The organism is Streptomyces sp. NBC_01320, from assembly GCF_035974375.1.
GTDB lineage: Bacteria > Actinomycetota > Actinomycetes > Streptomycetales > Streptomycetaceae > Streptomyces > Streptomyces yanii.
Genome location: NZ_CP108390.1, coordinates 2,719,758 through 2,735,555, shown reverse-complemented (window position 1 = coordinate 2,735,555; position 15,798 = coordinate 2,719,758). Strand labels below are relative to the sequence as shown.

The following is a 15,798-nucleotide window of genomic DNA, read 5'->3' as shown; positions in this document are numbered from 1 at the left end:
GCCCTGGAGTGGGCCGCATGGCTGGCTGGCGCGCTGCGCTGGTTTATGCCCCGCTCGGCTCAGGCACCAGGTCCGACATCACGGCCGGCGGCAGCGACGGGTTGGCGGCCGCCGCTTCCACCACTCGCCCATCGTCGTCGGCGAGCAGTTCCGGTCCAGCGGATAGGCCTCGCACTGCTGCCGATCCCAGCCCAGTCGATGGACCGGCCGAAGTTCAGCGGAACTGAAACTTCTTTGGGTTGGACTTCGGTGGACAGGGCGGCTCTGCGTGCTACGGGGGTGGAAGTTTTCGGGAGCCCTGTTTTGGGAGTTGGGGTCGTTGACGGGCGGGGGGTGCGGTGCATTCGGGGCCTGGGTGTCGGTTTGTGCAATGTGGCCTATTCGTCGTGACGTGGGTGGTCAGGGCGGTTGTTGTTCGGGGGCCGGTTCGATGATGAGCGGGGGGCGTTCGCGTAGCGGATGGCGGATCCTGCCGCGGCCTCCCCTTTTGGTGAAGCGCGGCGGCGGTCCGGTGTACCGCCGCGCATGCCCGCCGCCGCGGCGGGTACGACCTCTCCCGTAGGGGGCGTCGCGGAAGTGGCTGTAGAGCGAGGGGTGTCGGAAGTGATTCGAAAGCTGCAGGCGGTCGCGCTGGACTGCGCCGATCCCGTACGGCTCGCGGAGTTCTACGCGGATCTGCTCGGCGGGCGGGTGGTCGCGGATCCGGAGGATCCCGACTGGGTCGAGGTGCACGGGTTCGACGGGACGCCGCTGGCCTGCCAGAGGGTGGACGGCTACCGAGCGCCCGAATGGCCTGGCCAGGAGCGCCCGCAGCAGCTCCACCTGGACTTCGACGTGGACGACCTCGACGGGGAGGAGAAGCGGGCGCTCACCCTCGGCGCGACCGTGCTGGAGCGGACGGACCAGCTCCGCTCGGGGGCCAACTGGCGGATTTACGCGGACCCGGCCGGCCATCCGTTCTGCCTCTGCCTCCACTGAGTCCACCGGGCCCACCGCAGTCACTGAGGCGCGGCGTCAGGATCGGCCGTCGGGCGGGGACTTCGGCCCCGGGTTCGATCAGCCGGGCGCAGTCCAGCGACACGGCAATGTGCTTGAGAAGTCGATTGGTCCCGGTGCGCGATCGACCTCGCCGGCGCCCTCATCTGCTACCGCCTCTACACCAACTGAGGCGATCCTTTATTGGTTTGCCGCTGGCCGGCCCGGTCGGATAGGAAGCTTGCATGCTAAGAGGCAGCAAGGTCGGGCTCAGGGCTCGGCACGAGGACGACGTCCCGATCCTGCGGGCCGAGCTCTACGACGACGTGGTCAACTCCTCGTGGGCCGAAGGCGGGCCGTGGCGGCCGATTACGCCCGGCTCGAAGGATCCGCGACTCGTGGTGGACGACAAGGAGCACGGGCACGTCCCGTTCTCCGTGGTGGAGCTGGACGGCGGGACGCTCGTCGGCACCGCGACGCTGTGGGGCATCGACAACCACAACCGGTTCGCGCACATCGGACTGGGGCTGTTGCCGTCCGCCCGCGGCAAGGGCTACGGCACCGACGTGGTCGCGGTGCTGTGCCACTACGGTTTCGTCGTGCGCGGCCTGCAGCGGCTGCAGATCGAGACGCTGTCGGACAACGCCGCGATGCTGCGCTCTGCAGAGCGCAACGGCTTCGTGCGCGAGGGCGTGCTGCGCTCCTCGGCCTGGGTGATGGGCGAGTTCCTGGACGAAGTGCTGCTCGGGCTCCTGGTCCAGGACTGGAAGCCGGACTCGAAGGGCTAGTAGCGTGTCGCTACTTAGTTATGGCATGTCTGGTTGGGAGGTTGGTGTCTGGCAGATTCCTTCCCCTTTGCCAGACAGGACTGTTGTCATGGGTTCGCAGAAGAAGCGGCCGGTCAGGTTGACCGCGCAGGATCGTGAGGAGTTGGTCCGGGTGACCACGACGGGTGTTCGTGGGGCCTCGATGATCATGCGTGCGCGGGTGCTGCTTGCGCTGGATATCTCGGTGGGTGAGGTGGACACCAAGGAGGTGATCGCGGCCCGGCTCGGCGTCTCCGGTGAGACGTTGCGGCTGGTTGCCAAGCGTTTCGCCGAGACCGGTGGCGATGTGCACGCCACGGTCGCGCGGAAGAGGCGTGACCTCCCGCCGGTGCCCTCGCCGGTGACCGGTGAGGTCGAAGCCCGGCTGATCGCGATGGCGTGCTCACAGCCACCCCAGGGCTATGCCCGGTGGTCGCTGCGGCTGCTGGAGAAGCACGTCGCGCTGGTCGAGGACATCCCCGATCTGGACCACTCCACCATCGGGCGGGTCTTAAAAAAACGGAACTGCGTCCTCATCTGAGAAAGTGCTGGACCATCCCGCCACGAGCGAACGCGGAGTTCGCGGCCCGGATGGAAGACGTGCTGGCCGTCTATGCCCGGCCCTACGATCCGGCACGTCCGGTGGTGTGCATGGACGAGAAGCCCTACCAGCTCCTCGACCATGCCCGCGACCCGCTCCCGGCCCGCCCTGGTCACGACGCCTGCCAGGACAGCGAGTACATCCGCTGCGGCACGTGCTCAATCTTCGTGTGGGTCGAACCCCTGCGCGGGTGGCGTCGAGTCCAGGCACTGTCCCAGCGGACCCGGATCGACTGGGCCGGCCAGGTCAAACAGTTACTGAGCGTGGACTACCCCGACGCCAAGGCCGTGGTGCTGGTGATGGACAACCTCAACACCCACGGCATCGCCTCACTGTACGAGGCATTCGAACCAGAAGAGGCCTTCGCCCTGGCCCAACGCCTCGAGATCCACCACACGCCCAAACACGGGTCATGGCTCAACATCGCCGAGATCGAACTCTCCGCGCTGACCCGGCAATGCCTCGACCGCCGGATCAGCAACCTCGACAACCTCAACACCGAACTCTCAGCCTGGCAGAACGCCACCAACACCGACCAACGTCAGGTCGACTGGCAGTTCACCACCCACGACGCACGCATCAAACTGCGTCACCTTTATCCCAAAAATTAGCTGCGACGGTCTACTAGGTGTTCTGTCCCGGGAGGTTGTGGAAGGGTGATGCAGGTCTCGGCTGAGGGATCTTGAACGGGTGAGGGCCTTCCGGGTTCGGTGTGGATTGCGACGTCTGCACCGAACCCGGAAGGCCCTCGTGCCCTACGGCACGGTCGACACCCGCTTCGACGCCTGGCTCAAGCGCATCCGGCTCATCGACTCCCACGGCGACGCCGCCATCGTCAACTGGCACCAATTCCGGCACACCCTGGGCACCAGAATGGCGAACGCGGGCGTGTCCGGACGTACCATCCGCGAGGTGCTCGGTCACACCTCCTGGGCGATGCAGGAGCACTACTCGCGCATCGCGGACGACACGCTTCGCCGTGAGTACGAGGAGAAGTACGAGGTCCGTTTCAACCTCAAGGGCGAGGCCGTCAAGGTCCGCCGCGACGCCGACCTGTCCGGCGTCGAGTGGCTTGCCGAGAAGATCGGTCGCCGTCTTCACGCGGTGGCCGGCGGCTGGTGCGGACGGCACATCGCGCGCCCCTGCCCCAAGACTGCCGCCGACGGCTGTTACTTCTGCGAGGACTTCCAGACCGATCGACAGTTCCTGCCGATCCACCTCGACACCCTCGCCCGCACCCGCGAGCTGCAGGCCGGTGCCGAAGCGGCGGAACGGCCCCGCGCTGTCGCCGTCAACGAGCGACTGGCCACCGCCGTCGAGCACGTCATCGCCCGTATCACTGACCAGGACCACGATGGCCTGGCCCCGACACTGGACGCGGGCGACACCGGTCACCAGGCGACCGAAAGGGCAACCGATGCGGGCTGACAACTCGGACCACTTGGTCGAGGCCGCCCAACAACGCCGCCTGGACTGCATCGAGCGCGTTAATTGTGTTCTCGACAGCCTGGAACACGATGGCGGTCCGGTCACCGTCTCCGGGGTCGCCTCCCGAGCCGGGGTCTCCCGGACATTCCTCTACGACGACGCCCAGGCAACCCTGCTGGCCAGACTGCGGGGCCTCGCCAGCCGACAGCCCGCCTCGGGCCGACCCGCCCTGCCCGACAAGGAGCGCATCACCACCAAGTCCCACGAGGTCGTCGTGCGCGCGCTGCGGGGAGCCAACCGAAAGCTCAACGAGGAGAACGAGCGCCTCCGCAACGAGCTCGCCGTCGCACTCGGGCAGATCCGCGACCTCCGCCGCCGCATCCCCACACAGTCCGCGGCCCAACGCGACTGACGCTCTCCCAGCCCGGACGCTGGACGAACGCGTCCGAGGTGAAACCGGCGCATGTCATGATCGGCGCATGGACGAATACTCGTGGCCGGACAACGGCGTCGAGGCCGGAGCTCGCTCCCAGGCAGCCTGGTGCGCGACCTGCCTGGCCCTGCCCGTCGGAACCTCGGTGACCGGCAAGGTCATCGGCCGCCAGCCCTTCGGCGTCTTCATCACCATCGACAACGCCCCGGACGCGATCGGCCTGGCCGAGATCACGGCGATGCCCAGGGATGCCGTGCTCCCGCTCATCGGAACCCGCGTCAGCGGCGAAGTCATCTGGCATGCCGACCACAACTACCAGGTGAAGATCAAGCTCGACGAATGGAAGGCAAGTACCTGATGCCTAGGCCCAGGCAGGACTGGCGCAGCCGACTGGGCCGACCCGCCGCGGTCGTCCTGTTCAGGACCCCACTCAAGTGGCGCTTCGCGGTCTACCTCGCCGAGCCCGGCGGTGTTCTGGACGGCGCGCTTCCCAACGAATCGCCCGGCGGTTCCCCCGAGTCCGCTCAGGAGGCTATGCACCGCTGGATCGAGGACACCTTCCAACGGCCGGTCACCATGGCCTGGACGCCCACCGACAAGCCGGACTGGTGGACAGGGGATGTCACCGCATCCCGGTCCGGAACCGCGGTGGAGCAGCGGGAACCCCTGGCCAATGAGCACCTCCCAGGAGCTCCCTGAGAGACTTCGCCGCATGGGATTGTTCAAGCGAAACAGCAGGCCAGACGGTGTTGCGGCAGAATCCGATCAAACTGAACTGAGCACCCTGCTCCTGCAGGGCGAAGACATGATCGAGCAGCTGGCACAAGCACACATGTCCTGGGGACTCGGCTCAGCGGACCGATGGGGACTCGACCAGCGCACTGGAATCATCACCTGGACCTTCCCCGACAAGACCGCCACCGCGCCGGCGCAGATCATCGGCAGCTACAACCCCTCAGCGGCCTCCTGGCTCTGGGCATGGGCCAATGAGAGCATCCTCCCCGAGATGAGCCGAGACGCTCGCACCGTCCGCGACTGGGCGAAGGACCACGGCCACCTCGCGCTTACCCAACCGAAGGTCGACGCCGACGAGGGCAAGGCCGCCACGCTCGCTGCACTCGCCCTCAGGATCACTAAGGCCACAGGCTTCTACCGAGGCACCGGCAGTACATCGATTCCGATCATCACCTTCGGAGCCGTGACTCTGACCGCCGAGGACGGCACGACATCAACCTTCAAGATTGATATCGGCTGACGCCCCGACCGGAGAGCCGCGCCCACCCGGCACCCAGTGGGAGTGCAGCCATCGCTGCGGCTATCTCGGTCTCAGGCGTCGGCGCGCAGGAGTTGGACCAGGCCAACCCAGGTCCGCTCGTCGACCTCGGCGTGAACGGCGCGAACCGTCCAGCGACCGCCGGGCAGCGGGACGGGTCCTTGGTCGGGCAGCCCACCGCCATTGGGGTACTCGACGTTCAGTTCGGTCCCTGCGGTGACGGAGTCCATGAGCACCGCCGGCCCGTCCGTCTCCCAGGTGCCGCACTCCTCCCACTCGACAGCGGGGTCGGCGAGGACGGCCTCGGCCACAGCGAGCAGATCGGCCTCGGAGTCAGCAGCGAGCCAGCGGAGGAAGGCATGGTGCCGCGGGAGGTAGCAGGTGCTAGCGGGCTCGTCTGCCAAGATCAGTGCCCGCGCACCGTCCTCGCCCACGGCAATCACCCCGGCCAGACCGTCCACCTCGCAAGCGCGGTCGTAGTCGTCCGGGGTGTCCGCGTCGCTGATGACCATCCCCGTTTCCGTGCAGCCGCCCCATCTGGCCAGTGCGGAAACAGGGACGACTATCAGCGGGCCGCCCATCGACTCCACCCAGGGGTGGGAACGCTGGGCTGAACTGGCTTGGGTGGATGAGGGTGTGCTCATGTTGCGAGTCTGCCCTCTGCCACTGACAATGCTCCACCAGGTTGACCAGGGATTGGCCCCTTTCCCCGGAGCCGCATCGCTGACACTGTCAGCGAAGTAGATGACCTGCTCAGCTTGGCTCTTCTCCAGGCCAGGTACAGATAACAACTTGTTCGTCGCTCAGAAAGTTGGTGGGCACCGCCCGCTCCTTGACCTGTCGGCGTGATTCGCGCGCGACGGTGCCAGGTGACCTGACGGTGCGTGAGACGATCCCTGATTCCAGACCAGAGCATTACCCCATGTGATAGACCAGGTCACGAACCCGGCGCACGATCAGCCGGGCCGTGACCCGGTCGGCTGATCGTGCGGCTGGCGAACGCGGTGTACGCGGGGCGGTCTGCTTGCTGAGCACCCGGCTCTTGTGCGGTCAGCAGGCGGCGACGGCCTCAGCGGCTTCTGTCTCGTCCGCGATCGCGGAGGGCGTGTTCTTGGGGCCGCGGAAGGCGATGTAGACGAACAGGACGCCCATGACGGCGGCGCCTACCCACATGGCCTGCTGCCAGCCGTCGACGAAGGACTGCTGGGCTGCGTGGAGCAGGTCCTGTGCGTGTGGGCCGGTGTTGCCCGCCGCTTCAACGGCGTTGGCGACGCCTTCCCGGGCGGTGTCCGCGGCCCCCTGGGGGATGCCGTGCAGCCTGTCGTCTATGGCGCTGCGGTAGCCGGCGGACACGAGCGCGCCGAGCAGGGCGACGCCGAGTGCGGTGCCGAACTCGCGGGTGACGTCGTTGAGGGCGGAGGCGACACCCTGCTTCTCGCGCGGCAGGGAGGCGGTGATGGCCTCCGTGGACGGGGTCATCGACAGGCCCATGCCGACGCCCATGGCGAGCAGGCCGGGCAGGATGGACAGGTAGCCGCCGCCGACGGAGACGAACAGGGCCATGAGCGCCATGCCGACGCCGGCCATCGCAATGCCCACCACCATGGTCGAGCGAGCGCCGATGCGGGCGGCAAGCCTGGGGGCCAGGCCGGAGGCCATCATCATGACGGCCATGGGCATCATCGCCACCGTGGACAGCAGGCCTGACCAGCCGAGTACGGCCTGGAAGAACGGGAAGAGGACCACGCCGATGCCCGCCTGGACACCGAAGACCACCAGAAGCGTGATCGAGCCGCCGGCCAGACCGCGCTCCCGGAACAGCCGCACGTCCAGCAGCGAGGCGTCGCGGCGGTGCAACTCCCAGGCCACGAACAACCGTGGCGATAAGGCCAGCAGTCAGGCTGGCCAGTGTCTCGGGGGCGGTCCAGCCGCGTTCGGGGCCTTCCTGCAGGACGAAGATGAGGCCGACTACGGCGACGGTGGAGACCAGCGCGCCGACAGTGTCGAATCGGTGGGCCGAGGTCTCGCGGGAGTTGGGAACCGACTTCACCGTCATGGCCAGGGCCACGAGGACCAGGACCGCGGGCAGGACGAACAGCCAGCGCCAGTCGGCGACGTCGACGAGGAGCGCGGAGAGGAACATGCCCAGGATGCCGCCGCCTCCGGCGACACCGGTCCACACGCCGATCGCCTTGCCGCGCTGCTCTTCGGGGAAGGTGGAGGTGATGACGGCAAGCGTGATCGGCATGATCATCGCGGCGCCGATACCGCTGGCCACGCGCGAGGCGAGCATCACCTCCGCCGTCGGGGCCAGGCCCGCGACAACGGTGGCGATGCCGAAGACACCCAGTCCGGCGATGAGCATGGGCTTGCGGCCCAGGCGGTCGCCGACGGCGCCGAGCGGCAGCAGCAGCGCGGCCAGGGCAAGGGTGTAGATGTTGATGATCCACAGGACCGTGCTCTGGGAGGCGCCGAATTCCACGGCCATGTGGGTCTGCGCGACGTTCAGCCCGGTCACCGAGGCGATGACCGCCATCAGGGCGATGGAGACGGCGATCAGGATCGTGCGCAGCTGACGCGCGTCGGGGACACCTCCGTCGCTGGCTTGCACGGCCTGTACGGGCTGGTTCGTACTCATGGATTCCTCTCAAAATGGGCATGTCGAGTCAGCGCCGGAGCAGCGCCGGTCGCCGAGTGAAGGGGTGGGCGCCGCGCGCATCGCCGGGTGCGGTCGAGCGGTGGGCCGGTGCCGTGCCGGGACGTCAGGGGCGGGGGTCTCGCCCTGGGCTGCGGCGAGAGCCGCGTCGGTGTCCGCGGTGGCCAGCAGGCCGTTGATGTGGGAGCCGGCCAGGGCGCCGGCCGCTGCGGAGGCGCCGACCTGGGCGGTGAGGTCGGTGGCGTTGCCGGCCACCCACACGCCCGGCACCTCGGTGGTGCCGGCCATGCCGGAGGCGAAGCGGCGGCCCATGTTGTCGGGCAGGTCCTCCATCGGCAGCTTCAGACCGTCCAGGCCCTCGATGCGGGCCTGCATCTGCGTGGCGACCGCAAGGACGCGACGGGCCACGACCTGGCCGTCCGTCAGGCGCACCCCGGCGAGGGTGCCGTCCTCGTCGCTGATGACTTCCCGCACCAGGGTGTCGACGATGCGGATGCTGCGGGCGGCGAAGCGGGCGCGGGTGTCCTCATCCAGGTGAGTGCCGTGGGTGAAGTAGATCAGGTCCTCGGTCAGCTGGCGGAACAGGAGTGCGTGGGCGATGGAGGCCGGGCCGGTAGCGAGGATGCCGATGGGCTCATCGCGCACCTCCCAGCCGTGGCAGTACGGGCAGTGCACCACCCCGTGTCCCCAGTGCCCGGCGAGCCCGGGAACCTCGGGCAGCACGTCCCGCAGGCCGGTGGCCACCAGGACCCGGCGCGCGGTCACGCTCCGGCCGTCGGTCAGGGTGATGGTGAAACGCAGGTCCCCGTCAGCCGACGGGGCGGCGGGCTCGGCCGAGGCCACCTCGCCGAAGACGATGTGCCCGCCGTACTGGCGCACCTGCTCCCGGCCCCGCCGAAGGATCTCGCGGGGCGGGGTGCCGTCCAGGACGATGAAGCCGTGCATGGCCTCGGCCGGCGCGTTGCGCGGGGAGCCGCTGTCGATCACGACGACCGAGCGGCGGGAGCGGGCGAGCATCAGCGCACCGTTCAGCCCCGCGGCGCCCCCGCCGATCACCACCGCGTCGACGGTCCCACCGGGCAGTGCGTCGCTCGCGTACGGAGAAGTCGTCACAGCCATGTCCCCCTACCCTTTCCTCGTGCGTGGGGTCCCAGATTGCGGACCACATGCACACGACGCTAACCCCGCATTGCATCAACGGCATAAGATGTTGCTCATGACGCAAGAAGGTGGAGAGCTGGACAGCCTCGTACGCAAACGCATCCGCGCTCTGCGGGTGGCGCAGGGCTGGTCGCTGGAGGAACTGGCCACCCGCGCCCACCTCAGCCAGTCCTCACTGAGCCGCATCGAGAACGGCCAGCGCCGCCTCGCACTGGATCAGCTGGTCACCCTCGCCCGCGCCCTGGACACCACGCTGGATCAGCTCGTGGAGACCGCCACCGACGACGTGGTCACCAGCCCGACGATCGCCAGCACCCACGGCCAGATGCGCTGGACCGTCAAGGCCGCCCCCGGGATGAGCGTGGTGCGCCAGCGCATGACCGAACCACCACCCGAGAACCCGGCGCGCATGCGTGCCCACCCGGGGCACGAATGGCTCGTCGTCCTGTCCGGCACCGCGATCCTCATGCTCGGCCACCGCCGCTTCCGCCTCGAGACCAACCAGGCCGCCGAGTTCCCCACGATGATGCCGCACGCCATCGGCGCCGATGGCGGGCCCTGCGAGATCCTGGGCATCTTCGACCGCGACGCCCGCCGCGGCCACCAGCGCGACGGCGGTGACGCTCAGGGCGCTCCCGAATGACGGCACGGGCCGCGCGACGGCTTCCGCAGCGGTGACCTCTTGCGCGTCGGGCAGCACCCCCGACCATCGTATTGCGTAAACGGGAAGATTTCGTGCCGCAGGCGCATAACCGTCTTAGCGTGAAGAGCATGAACCAAGCACACACGCACACCCCCCACCACGGCGCTTCGCACGGTCACCACCACGAGCACGGAACCGCCGGCCAGGCGGAGATCCTCGACCTGGACGCCGAGGTCCTCGCCGAGCACACCGCCTCCATCACCGCATGGCTGCCACTACATACCGGCCCACACCACATCGTGGATCTGGGCTGTGGCACGGGCGCGGGCACCTTCGCCCTCCTGGACCGCTTCCCCGATGCGCACGTTACCGCCGTCGACGCGTCCGCCGAACACCTTCAGCGCCTGCGCACAAAGGCGTGCACCCGCGGCGTCCAGGAGCGCGTGCGCACCGTGCAGGCCGACCTCGATGAAGCCGCCTGGCCCGACCTCGGCTCACCGGACCTGGTATGGGCGTCGGCCTCGATGCACCACATGGCCCACCCCGACCGCGCACTGCGCACCGTCCACGACGCGCTCGCGCCCCGCGGCCTGTTCGCCGTCGTCGAACTGGCCGGCCACCCCCGCTTCCTGCCCGAAAACGCCCCCAAGGACCGGCCCGGCCTGGAAGAGCGCGTCCACGCCGCGGCCGACCGCCTCCAAGCCGAACACATGCCCCACCGCGGCGCCGCCTGGGGCCCGATGCTGACCGCCGTCGGCTTCACCGTCGAGGACGAACGCACCATCGCCGTGAACATCGAAGGCTCCCGCAGCGAAGCGATCGGCCTCTACGCCCTCGGCATCCTGCAGCGCATCCGCAACGTCATCGCCGAAAGGCTCTCTCCCGAGGACCTCACCGCGCTCGACCAGCTCCTCGACACCAGCAGCCCACACAGCATCCTGCGCCGCGACGACCTGACGGTACGCACCGAGCGCACCGTCTGGGCCGCCCGCCGCACCTGACCCCGAACACGAGGTTAAGAGCCTGCGCAGATAGGCGGGTGGGGCACCCGGGCAGCGAGGCGGGGACTGGTCTCCGTGATCATAGAGTTGCGACGCTCTGTGATCACTGGGGAGACCTGTGCCCGTCCTTCCAGCATGGCTGACCGACCCGCTGTGGGACCAATTCGCGGCGCTGCTGCCCGAGCGTCCCGCGGTCGATCCGGTCCACCCGTTGGGGTGTCACCGGCCCCGCATCGGCGACCGGATCGTGTTCGACAAGCTACTGCAACTGCTGCGGTTCGGCTGCTCGTACCAGGCGATCGCCGACACCACCTGCTCGGCGACCACCATCCGCAACCGCCGCGACGAGTGGATCTCCCTCGGCGTCTTCGCCCGGCTCAAGCAGATCGCGCTGGAGTCCTACGACCGGATCGTCGGACTCGTGCTCGACCAGATCGCCATCGACGGCTCCATCACCAAGGCCCCCCGGCGGCGGCGAGGTCGCCGGGCGCTCACCGGTCGACCGCGGCAAGCAAGGCCTCAAACGCTCGGGCATGACCGATGGTTACGGAATCCCGCTCGGCAGGGTCCTCGCCGGAGCGAACCGCCACGACTTCCCACTGCTCGCCCCGACCCTGGACTTGCTGGAGCACCTGGGACCGCTGCCCGACGACATCACCGTGCACCTGGACGCCGGCTACGACTCGGACAAGACCCGCACCGAACTCGCTGCCCGCAACCTGCACGGCCGCATCGCGCACAAGGGCGAGAAGGCGCCGATCCAGGCCAGCGATCGGTGGCACGTCGAGCGCACCCACGCCTGGCAGAACGCCTTCCACCGCCTTGCCCGCTGCTACGAGCGTCGTGCGACCGTCGCCAACGCCTTCTTCGACCTCGCAGACACGATCATCACCGTCCGTAGCCTGATCCGCCGAGCCTGGACCACCCACCGCTGGGACGACCGCCCCAAGCGACGTCCTTGAGCCCCGTCCATCTGCCCGGCCTCTTACGCGCAGACGGTTCGGCGCTGATGAGCAACCCTGGTGTGGTTCAGGCGACGCGGGTGTCGTAGGTCTCGCGGTTGGCAAGCACATCGTCCATGTGCGTCTCGGCCCAGGCCTTGAGGCCCCGCATCATCTCGTACAGCGACAGGCCGAGATCGGTCAGCTCGTAGGAGACCGTGACCGGCACGGTCGGCACCACAGTGCGGGACACCAGGCCGTCGCGCTCCAGGGAGCGCAGCGTCTGGGTGAGCATCTTCTGGCTGACGCCGGCCAGCAGGCGCTGCAGCTCCGAGTAGCGCATCACCCGGGGCCCGCCGGCGCAGTCGGCGCCGGGCTGATGCGCGCTGTCGCTGCCGAGCGCGGCCAGGATCAGCGTGACCCACTTGTCCGAGATCCGGTCGAGCAGCTTGCGGCTGGGGCAGGCCGCCACGAAGGCGTCGTACTCCACCTTGGCCTGTGCCCTTTGCTGGGCTGCCGTCATCGTCGCCATGGATCATTCCTCTCACCCGTGGGTGCCTTACGCACTTCGAAGTGCCTACTTCCCGACAAGAAGCTACGCACCAATAGTGGTGCAAGGCGCCGTCAGGCACCATCACCTGGCTCAACACGAAAGGCACACCATGGGCACCCCCTCCGCCTCGCTTCCCGGCGGCACCTGGACCCTGGGCGACCTGACTGTCACCCGGTTCGGCTACGGCGCCATGCAGCTCGCCGGCCCCTGGGTCATGGGTCCGCCTGCCGACCGCGAGGGCGCATTCGCCGTTCTCCGCGAGGCCGTCGGCCTCGGCATCACCCACATCGACACCGCCGACGCCTACGGGCCACACATCACCAACCAGCTGATCCGCGAAGCGCTGCACCCGTACTCCGACTCGCTGCACATCGTGACCAAGGTCGGGGCGACTCGCGACGAGGAGGGAGGCTGGCCCCCGGCACGCAAGCCTGAAGAGCTGCGCCGGGCCGTCACCGAGAACCTGGAGAACCTCGGCCTCGACACGCTGGACGTGGTCAACCTCCGGCTCGGCGACGCCCAGGGCCCCGTGCCCGGTTTGCTCGCGGAGGCGTTCGGGGCGCTCGTCGACCTCCAGCGGCAGGGCCTCATCCGGCACCTCGGCGTGAGCAACGCGACGGCGGAACAGGTCGCCGAAGCACGCTCGATCGCGCCGATCGTGTGCGTGCAGAACATGTACAACCTCGCCCACCGCCACGACGACGACCTGATCGACGAGCTCGCAGAGCAGGGCATCGCCTACGTGCCCTTCTTCCCCCTCGGCGGCTTCAGCCCGCTGCAGTCCTCGGCACTCACGGCCGTAGCCACCCGGTTGGACGCGACGCCCATGTCGGTCGCCCTGGCCTGGCTCCTGCAGCGGTCGCCGAACATCCTGCTGATCCCCGGCACCTCATCGGTGGCACACCTGCGCGAGAACGCCGCCGGCGCGGGACTCCCGCTGTCCGACGACGATCTCGCCGAGCTCGACAAGATCGGCCGCTAACCCTACGGCGCTCACCAGCGGCTGGGCCGGATCGACCGCGGGACGCTCGGGCAGCAGCGCCGCGAATTGGTCCCACAGCGGGTCGGTCAGCCATGCTGGAAGAACGGGCACAGGTCTCCCCAGTGATCACAGAGCGTCGCAACTCCATGATCAGGGACACCTGTGCTCGCCTCACTGCCTGGGCGCCCCACCCGCCAATCTGCGCGAGCTCTAAGAACGCTGTCACCGATCCTGCTCGCTTATTCGGTCACGCGGCGAGGGAGAGGTCGAGGCGGGCAAGGTGGCTGACGCGGGTGCGGTCGAGCGGGTGGCCGTTCCACCAGGCATCGAGGCGGATGAGGTTGAGCGCATCGGCGGAGAGGACGTGCTCCAGGTGGGTCTTCTGGAGGCCGAGGTAGCGGGCACGTCTCATCCCGGTGACCGCGACGGCCTGGTGGATGGTTCCCTCGACGCCCGCGCGGGTTCCGTACTTGGCTCGCCACTGCTCGTCGGACTGCTGGAGGCGGGCATGGTCGAGGACTTCTTGCAGCTCGCGGGGTTGCAGGGAGAGGGTCCGGCCGCCGGTCTTCGAGCGGGTGCACTGGTCTCGCACCGGGCAGGGGCGACATGTCTCCTTGTCGAATTTGATGACGATGGCCTTGGTCCCGCGCTGGGTCGCGGGGCTCCACCAGGTGCTGGTTTCCCCGCGTGGGCAGGTGGCCTGCCGCTTCTCCCAGTCGATAGTGAACGCGGTGCGGTCGAACCCGGCGCCGGCACGTGCCTGGGGTGAGCTGTTCAGCAGGACCGGGGTGACCAGGGTGACCCCGAAGTTCTTCTTCATCCCCACGATCAACTCGGCGGAGGCATAACCGGAATCGAGGAAGTGCTCGGCGGGCAGAAGACCACGGCCGGCGAGCATGTGATGGACCGGTTCAGTCATTTCCGCGTCGGTCACTGTGGCGTCGGTGGTCGCGATGCTGGTGATCAAGCGTGGCGGCGGTCCGTCGGCTCCAGGGATCGTCGCCTGGCCGGTGGGCGCGTCCTGGTCATCAGTTTCGTCGCAGGACTCACTGATGTGGATCTTGTAGCCGGTCCACCAGGAGCCCTGTTTGAGGCCGTAGCGTGCGTCCGTGTCGTACGGGGAGGCCAGCCGCAGTCTGCCGGGCGGGAGGTTTTTGCTCTCCCGCCGCTTCACCTCCGCCCCGGCCTCGGTCACGGCGCGGTGGTAGTTCTGCACCCATATCGTGCGCAAAACCTGCACCGCTGGGAGCTCACGCAGCCAGGCCGGGGCGTCAGGGGCGTGCACCGCCTCCAGCAGCGCGAACCCGTCCCGGCCGTAGACCAGTGCCATCTCCTCGCGCTTGCTCGTGGAAGCCGGCGGATGCCAGGAGTGAATCCGCGGGCCGTAGCGTTCGGCCCATTCCCGAACGGGCACCGCCTGGGTCAGCCAGTCCGGGGCCGCGCAGGCCAGCGCCTCCAGCGCGGCCCGCAGCGTCTCCCCGGCCAGCTCCAGCCTGTTCAGATCGCGTACTGCCGCCAGCACGCGGGTGGAGTCAGTGCGTTGCCTGCCTCCCGCCTTCACCAGGCCCCGGTCCTTGAGCGCGGTCAGCAGCAGGTCGAGCACCTTCTCCTCCATCCCGTGCTTGACCAACCGCGTGCGGAACTCGGACAGCACCGAGGCGTCGAACCCGGGATCATCCAGCTCCAGGCCGAGCGCGTATTTCAGGTCCATGCCGTACCGCACCCGATGCACTGCCGCCCGGTCGGTGAGATTCTCGGCGAACTGCAACACCGTCACCAGCGCGAGCTGGCCTGGTGACCAGCCTGGCCGTCCTCTGGCTTCGAACGCCTCGGCGAACTCGGCGTCCGCGAACAACTCGCCCAGCTCGTCACGGACCCGCATCGCCAACGGGTACGGGCCCCGTGCCGCCACCGCCCGCGCCACCTGCGCGGTCAGCTCAGGCACCTTCGGCCACGGCCTCGGCTGCATCGACATTCCACACCCCACCCGCGACCGGGAACGCCAAGACGGCCGCTGCTGTCCTGCCCAACGAGCCGTCAGCCCCGCTGGGCACGGAATAAGCCAGCAGGATCGTCACCAGTCGCAAACGAGGGGGTGTCACGTCCGGCGGGGTCGCGCTCAGCAACGCGTCGGGCGACTGCGTAGACGCCGGGTCGGGCGTACCGCCCCAGAGAGCAGACGGAGGCATGCCGTGCCGCCGCTGCTCTCGGGGCAACCGTGTTCCAGCAGCGGCACAATCACCTTCGCGAGAGCGAGGCACTTGCTTGTCCTTCGTGTTCGGCACCATGGCGACGAACGAGGGATCAAGGACAAGGCAGTGAGGAACCAGCCCGGCACGTCCGCG

General features: G+C 68.5%; 17 protein-coding genes and 3 pseudogenes. 14 read left to right on the top strand and 6 right to left on the bottom strand.

Features of this window, described 5'->3' with window-relative positions:
* The first annotated feature begins 603 nt into the window (after positions 1–603).
* The 9 genes from OG395_RS12830 (at position 604) to OG395_RS12790 (ending at position 5,498) form a co-directional block, all read left to right on the top strand.
* Positions 604–978 carry a VOC family protein gene (locus OG395_RS12830; RefSeq protein WP_327243019.1) on the top strand — a complete coding sequence of 125 codons (375 nt, stop codon included), beginning with the start codon at positions 604–606 and terminating at the stop codon, positions 976–978.
* 242 nt (positions 979–1,220) lie between these two features.
* Positions 1,221–1,763, top strand: a complete 543-nt coding sequence (locus tag OG395_RS12825) for a GNAT family N-acetyltransferase (protein WP_327243018.1) — start codon at positions 1,221–1,223, stop codon at positions 1,761–1,763.
* An 88-nt stretch (positions 1,764–1,851) separates the two neighbouring features.
* Positions 1,852–2,322, top strand: coding sequence for a helix-turn-helix domain-containing protein (locus OG395_RS12820; RefSeq protein WP_327243017.1), 471 nt, complete (start codon positions 1,852–1,854; stop codon positions 2,320–2,322).
* Positions 2,211–2,993, top strand: a complete 783-nt coding sequence (locus tag OG395_RS12815; RefSeq protein WP_327243016.1) for an IS630 family transposase — start codon at positions 2,211–2,213, stop codon at positions 2,991–2,993. Before OG395_RS12820 ends, OG395_RS12815 begins: the two co-directional genes overlap by 112 nt.
* Before the next feature lie 139 nt (positions 2,994–3,132).
* On the top strand, positions 3,133–3,810 hold the full coding sequence (locus OG395_RS12810) for a tyrosine-type recombinase/integrase (RefSeq protein ID WP_327243015.1): 678 nt from the start codon (positions 3,133–3,135) through the stop codon (positions 3,808–3,810).
* Positions 3,800–4,222 carry a DUF6262 family protein gene (locus tag OG395_RS12805; RefSeq protein WP_327243014.1) on the top strand — a complete coding sequence of 141 codons (423 nt, stop codon included), beginning with the start codon at positions 3,800–3,802 and terminating at the stop codon, positions 4,220–4,222. The genes OG395_RS12810 and OG395_RS12805 overlap by 11 nt, the downstream gene beginning before the upstream one ends.
* A 67-nt stretch (positions 4,223–4,289) precedes the next feature.
* The gene (locus OG395_RS12800; protein ID WP_327243013.1) at positions 4,290–4,601 is read left to right on the top strand and encodes a hypothetical protein; all 312 of its coding nucleotides are present in this window, start codon (positions 4,290–4,292) and stop codon (positions 4,599–4,601) included.
* A complete protein-coding gene (locus tag OG395_RS12795) occupies positions 4,583–4,942 on the top strand; it encodes a hypothetical protein (protein WP_327243012.1) in 360 nt (119 codons plus the stop codon). The genes OG395_RS12800 and OG395_RS12795 overlap by 19 nt, the downstream gene beginning before the upstream one ends.
* A 13-nt stretch (positions 4,943–4,955) precedes the next feature.
* On the top strand, positions 4,956–5,498 hold the full coding sequence (locus tag OG395_RS12790) for a DUF6882 domain-containing protein (RefSeq protein WP_250306683.1): 543 nt from the start codon (positions 4,956–4,958) through the stop codon (positions 5,496–5,498).
* 71 nt (positions 5,499–5,569) lie between these two features.
* On the opposite strand, the gene OG395_RS12785 is transcribed toward OG395_RS12790, so the two are convergent.
* Together OG395_RS12785 and OG395_RS12780 are read right to left on the bottom strand one after the other, a co-directional pair.
* On the bottom strand, positions 5,570–6,160 hold the full coding sequence (locus OG395_RS12785; protein WP_327243011.1) for an immunity 21 family protein: 591 nt from the start codon (positions 6,158–6,160) through the stop codon (positions 5,570–5,572).
* 406 nt (positions 6,161–6,566) lie between these two features.
* Positions 6,567–8,004, bottom strand: a pseudogene (locus tag OG395_RS12780) (MFS transporter).
* Here OG395_RS12780 and OG395_RS12775 point away from each other — a divergent pair.
* Positions 7,958–8,092, top strand: a complete 135-nt coding sequence (locus OG395_RS12775; protein WP_327249764.1) for a hypothetical protein — start codon at positions 7,958–7,960, stop codon at positions 8,090–8,092. The pseudogene OG395_RS12780 and the gene OG395_RS12775 sit on opposite strands and share 47 nt — an antisense overlap.
* 71 nt (positions 8,093–8,163) lie before the next feature.
* Here the strand turns inward: OG395_RS12775 and OG395_RS12770 are convergent, their stop codons facing one another.
* A complete protein-coding gene (locus OG395_RS12770; RefSeq protein WP_327243010.1) occupies positions 8,164–9,291 on the bottom strand; it encodes an NAD(P)/FAD-dependent oxidoreductase in 1,128 nt (375 codons plus the stop codon).
* 97 nt (positions 9,292–9,388) lie between these two features.
* Between OG395_RS12770 and OG395_RS12765 the strand changes: the two genes are divergently transcribed.
* The 3 genes and pseudogenes from OG395_RS12765 to OG395_RS12755 all read left to right on the top strand — a co-directional run bounded on the left by OG395_RS12765 (position 9,389) and on the right by OG395_RS12755 (position 11,939).
* Positions 9,389–9,976, top strand: a complete 588-nt coding sequence (locus OG395_RS12765; protein ID WP_327243009.1) for a helix-turn-helix domain-containing protein — start codon at positions 9,389–9,391, stop codon at positions 9,974–9,976.
* A gap of 128 nt (positions 9,977–10,104) precedes the next feature.
* Positions 10,105–10,977, top strand: a complete 873-nt coding sequence (locus tag OG395_RS12760; protein ID WP_327243008.1) for a methyltransferase — start codon at positions 10,105–10,107, stop codon at positions 10,975–10,977.
* A 118-nt stretch (positions 10,978–11,095) separates the two neighbouring features.
* Positions 11,096–11,939, top strand: a pseudogene (locus OG395_RS12755) (IS5 family transposase).
* A 67-nt stretch (positions 11,940–12,006) separates the two neighbouring features.
* On the opposite strand, the gene OG395_RS12750 reads toward OG395_RS12755, so the two are convergent.
* Entirely contained in the window at positions 12,007–12,450 is a 444-nt protein-coding gene (locus OG395_RS12750; protein ID WP_306092228.1) for a winged helix-turn-helix transcriptional regulator, read from the bottom strand.
* A 130-nt stretch (positions 12,451–12,580) separates the two neighbouring features.
* Between OG395_RS12750 and OG395_RS12745 the strand changes: the two genes are divergently transcribed.
* Positions 12,581–13,453 (top strand): aldo/keto reductase family oxidoreductase, encoded by an 873-nt coding sequence (locus OG395_RS12745; protein WP_327243007.1) that lies wholly within the window; start codon positions 12,581–12,583, stop codon positions 13,451–13,453.
* Between the two features lie 15 nt (positions 13,454–13,468).
* Here the strand turns inward: OG395_RS12745 and OG395_RS58305 are convergent.
* Positions 13,469–13,564: pseudogene (locus tag OG395_RS58305) on the bottom strand (IS5/IS1182 family transposase); the annotation flags it as partial.
* Positions 13,565–13,700: 136 nt separating this feature from the next.
* Positions 13,701–15,422, bottom strand: coding sequence for an IS1182 family transposase (locus OG395_RS12740; RefSeq protein WP_327243006.1), 1,722 nt, complete (start codon positions 15,420–15,422; stop codon positions 13,701–13,703).
* Positions 15,423–15,798: the final 376 nt, after the last annotated feature.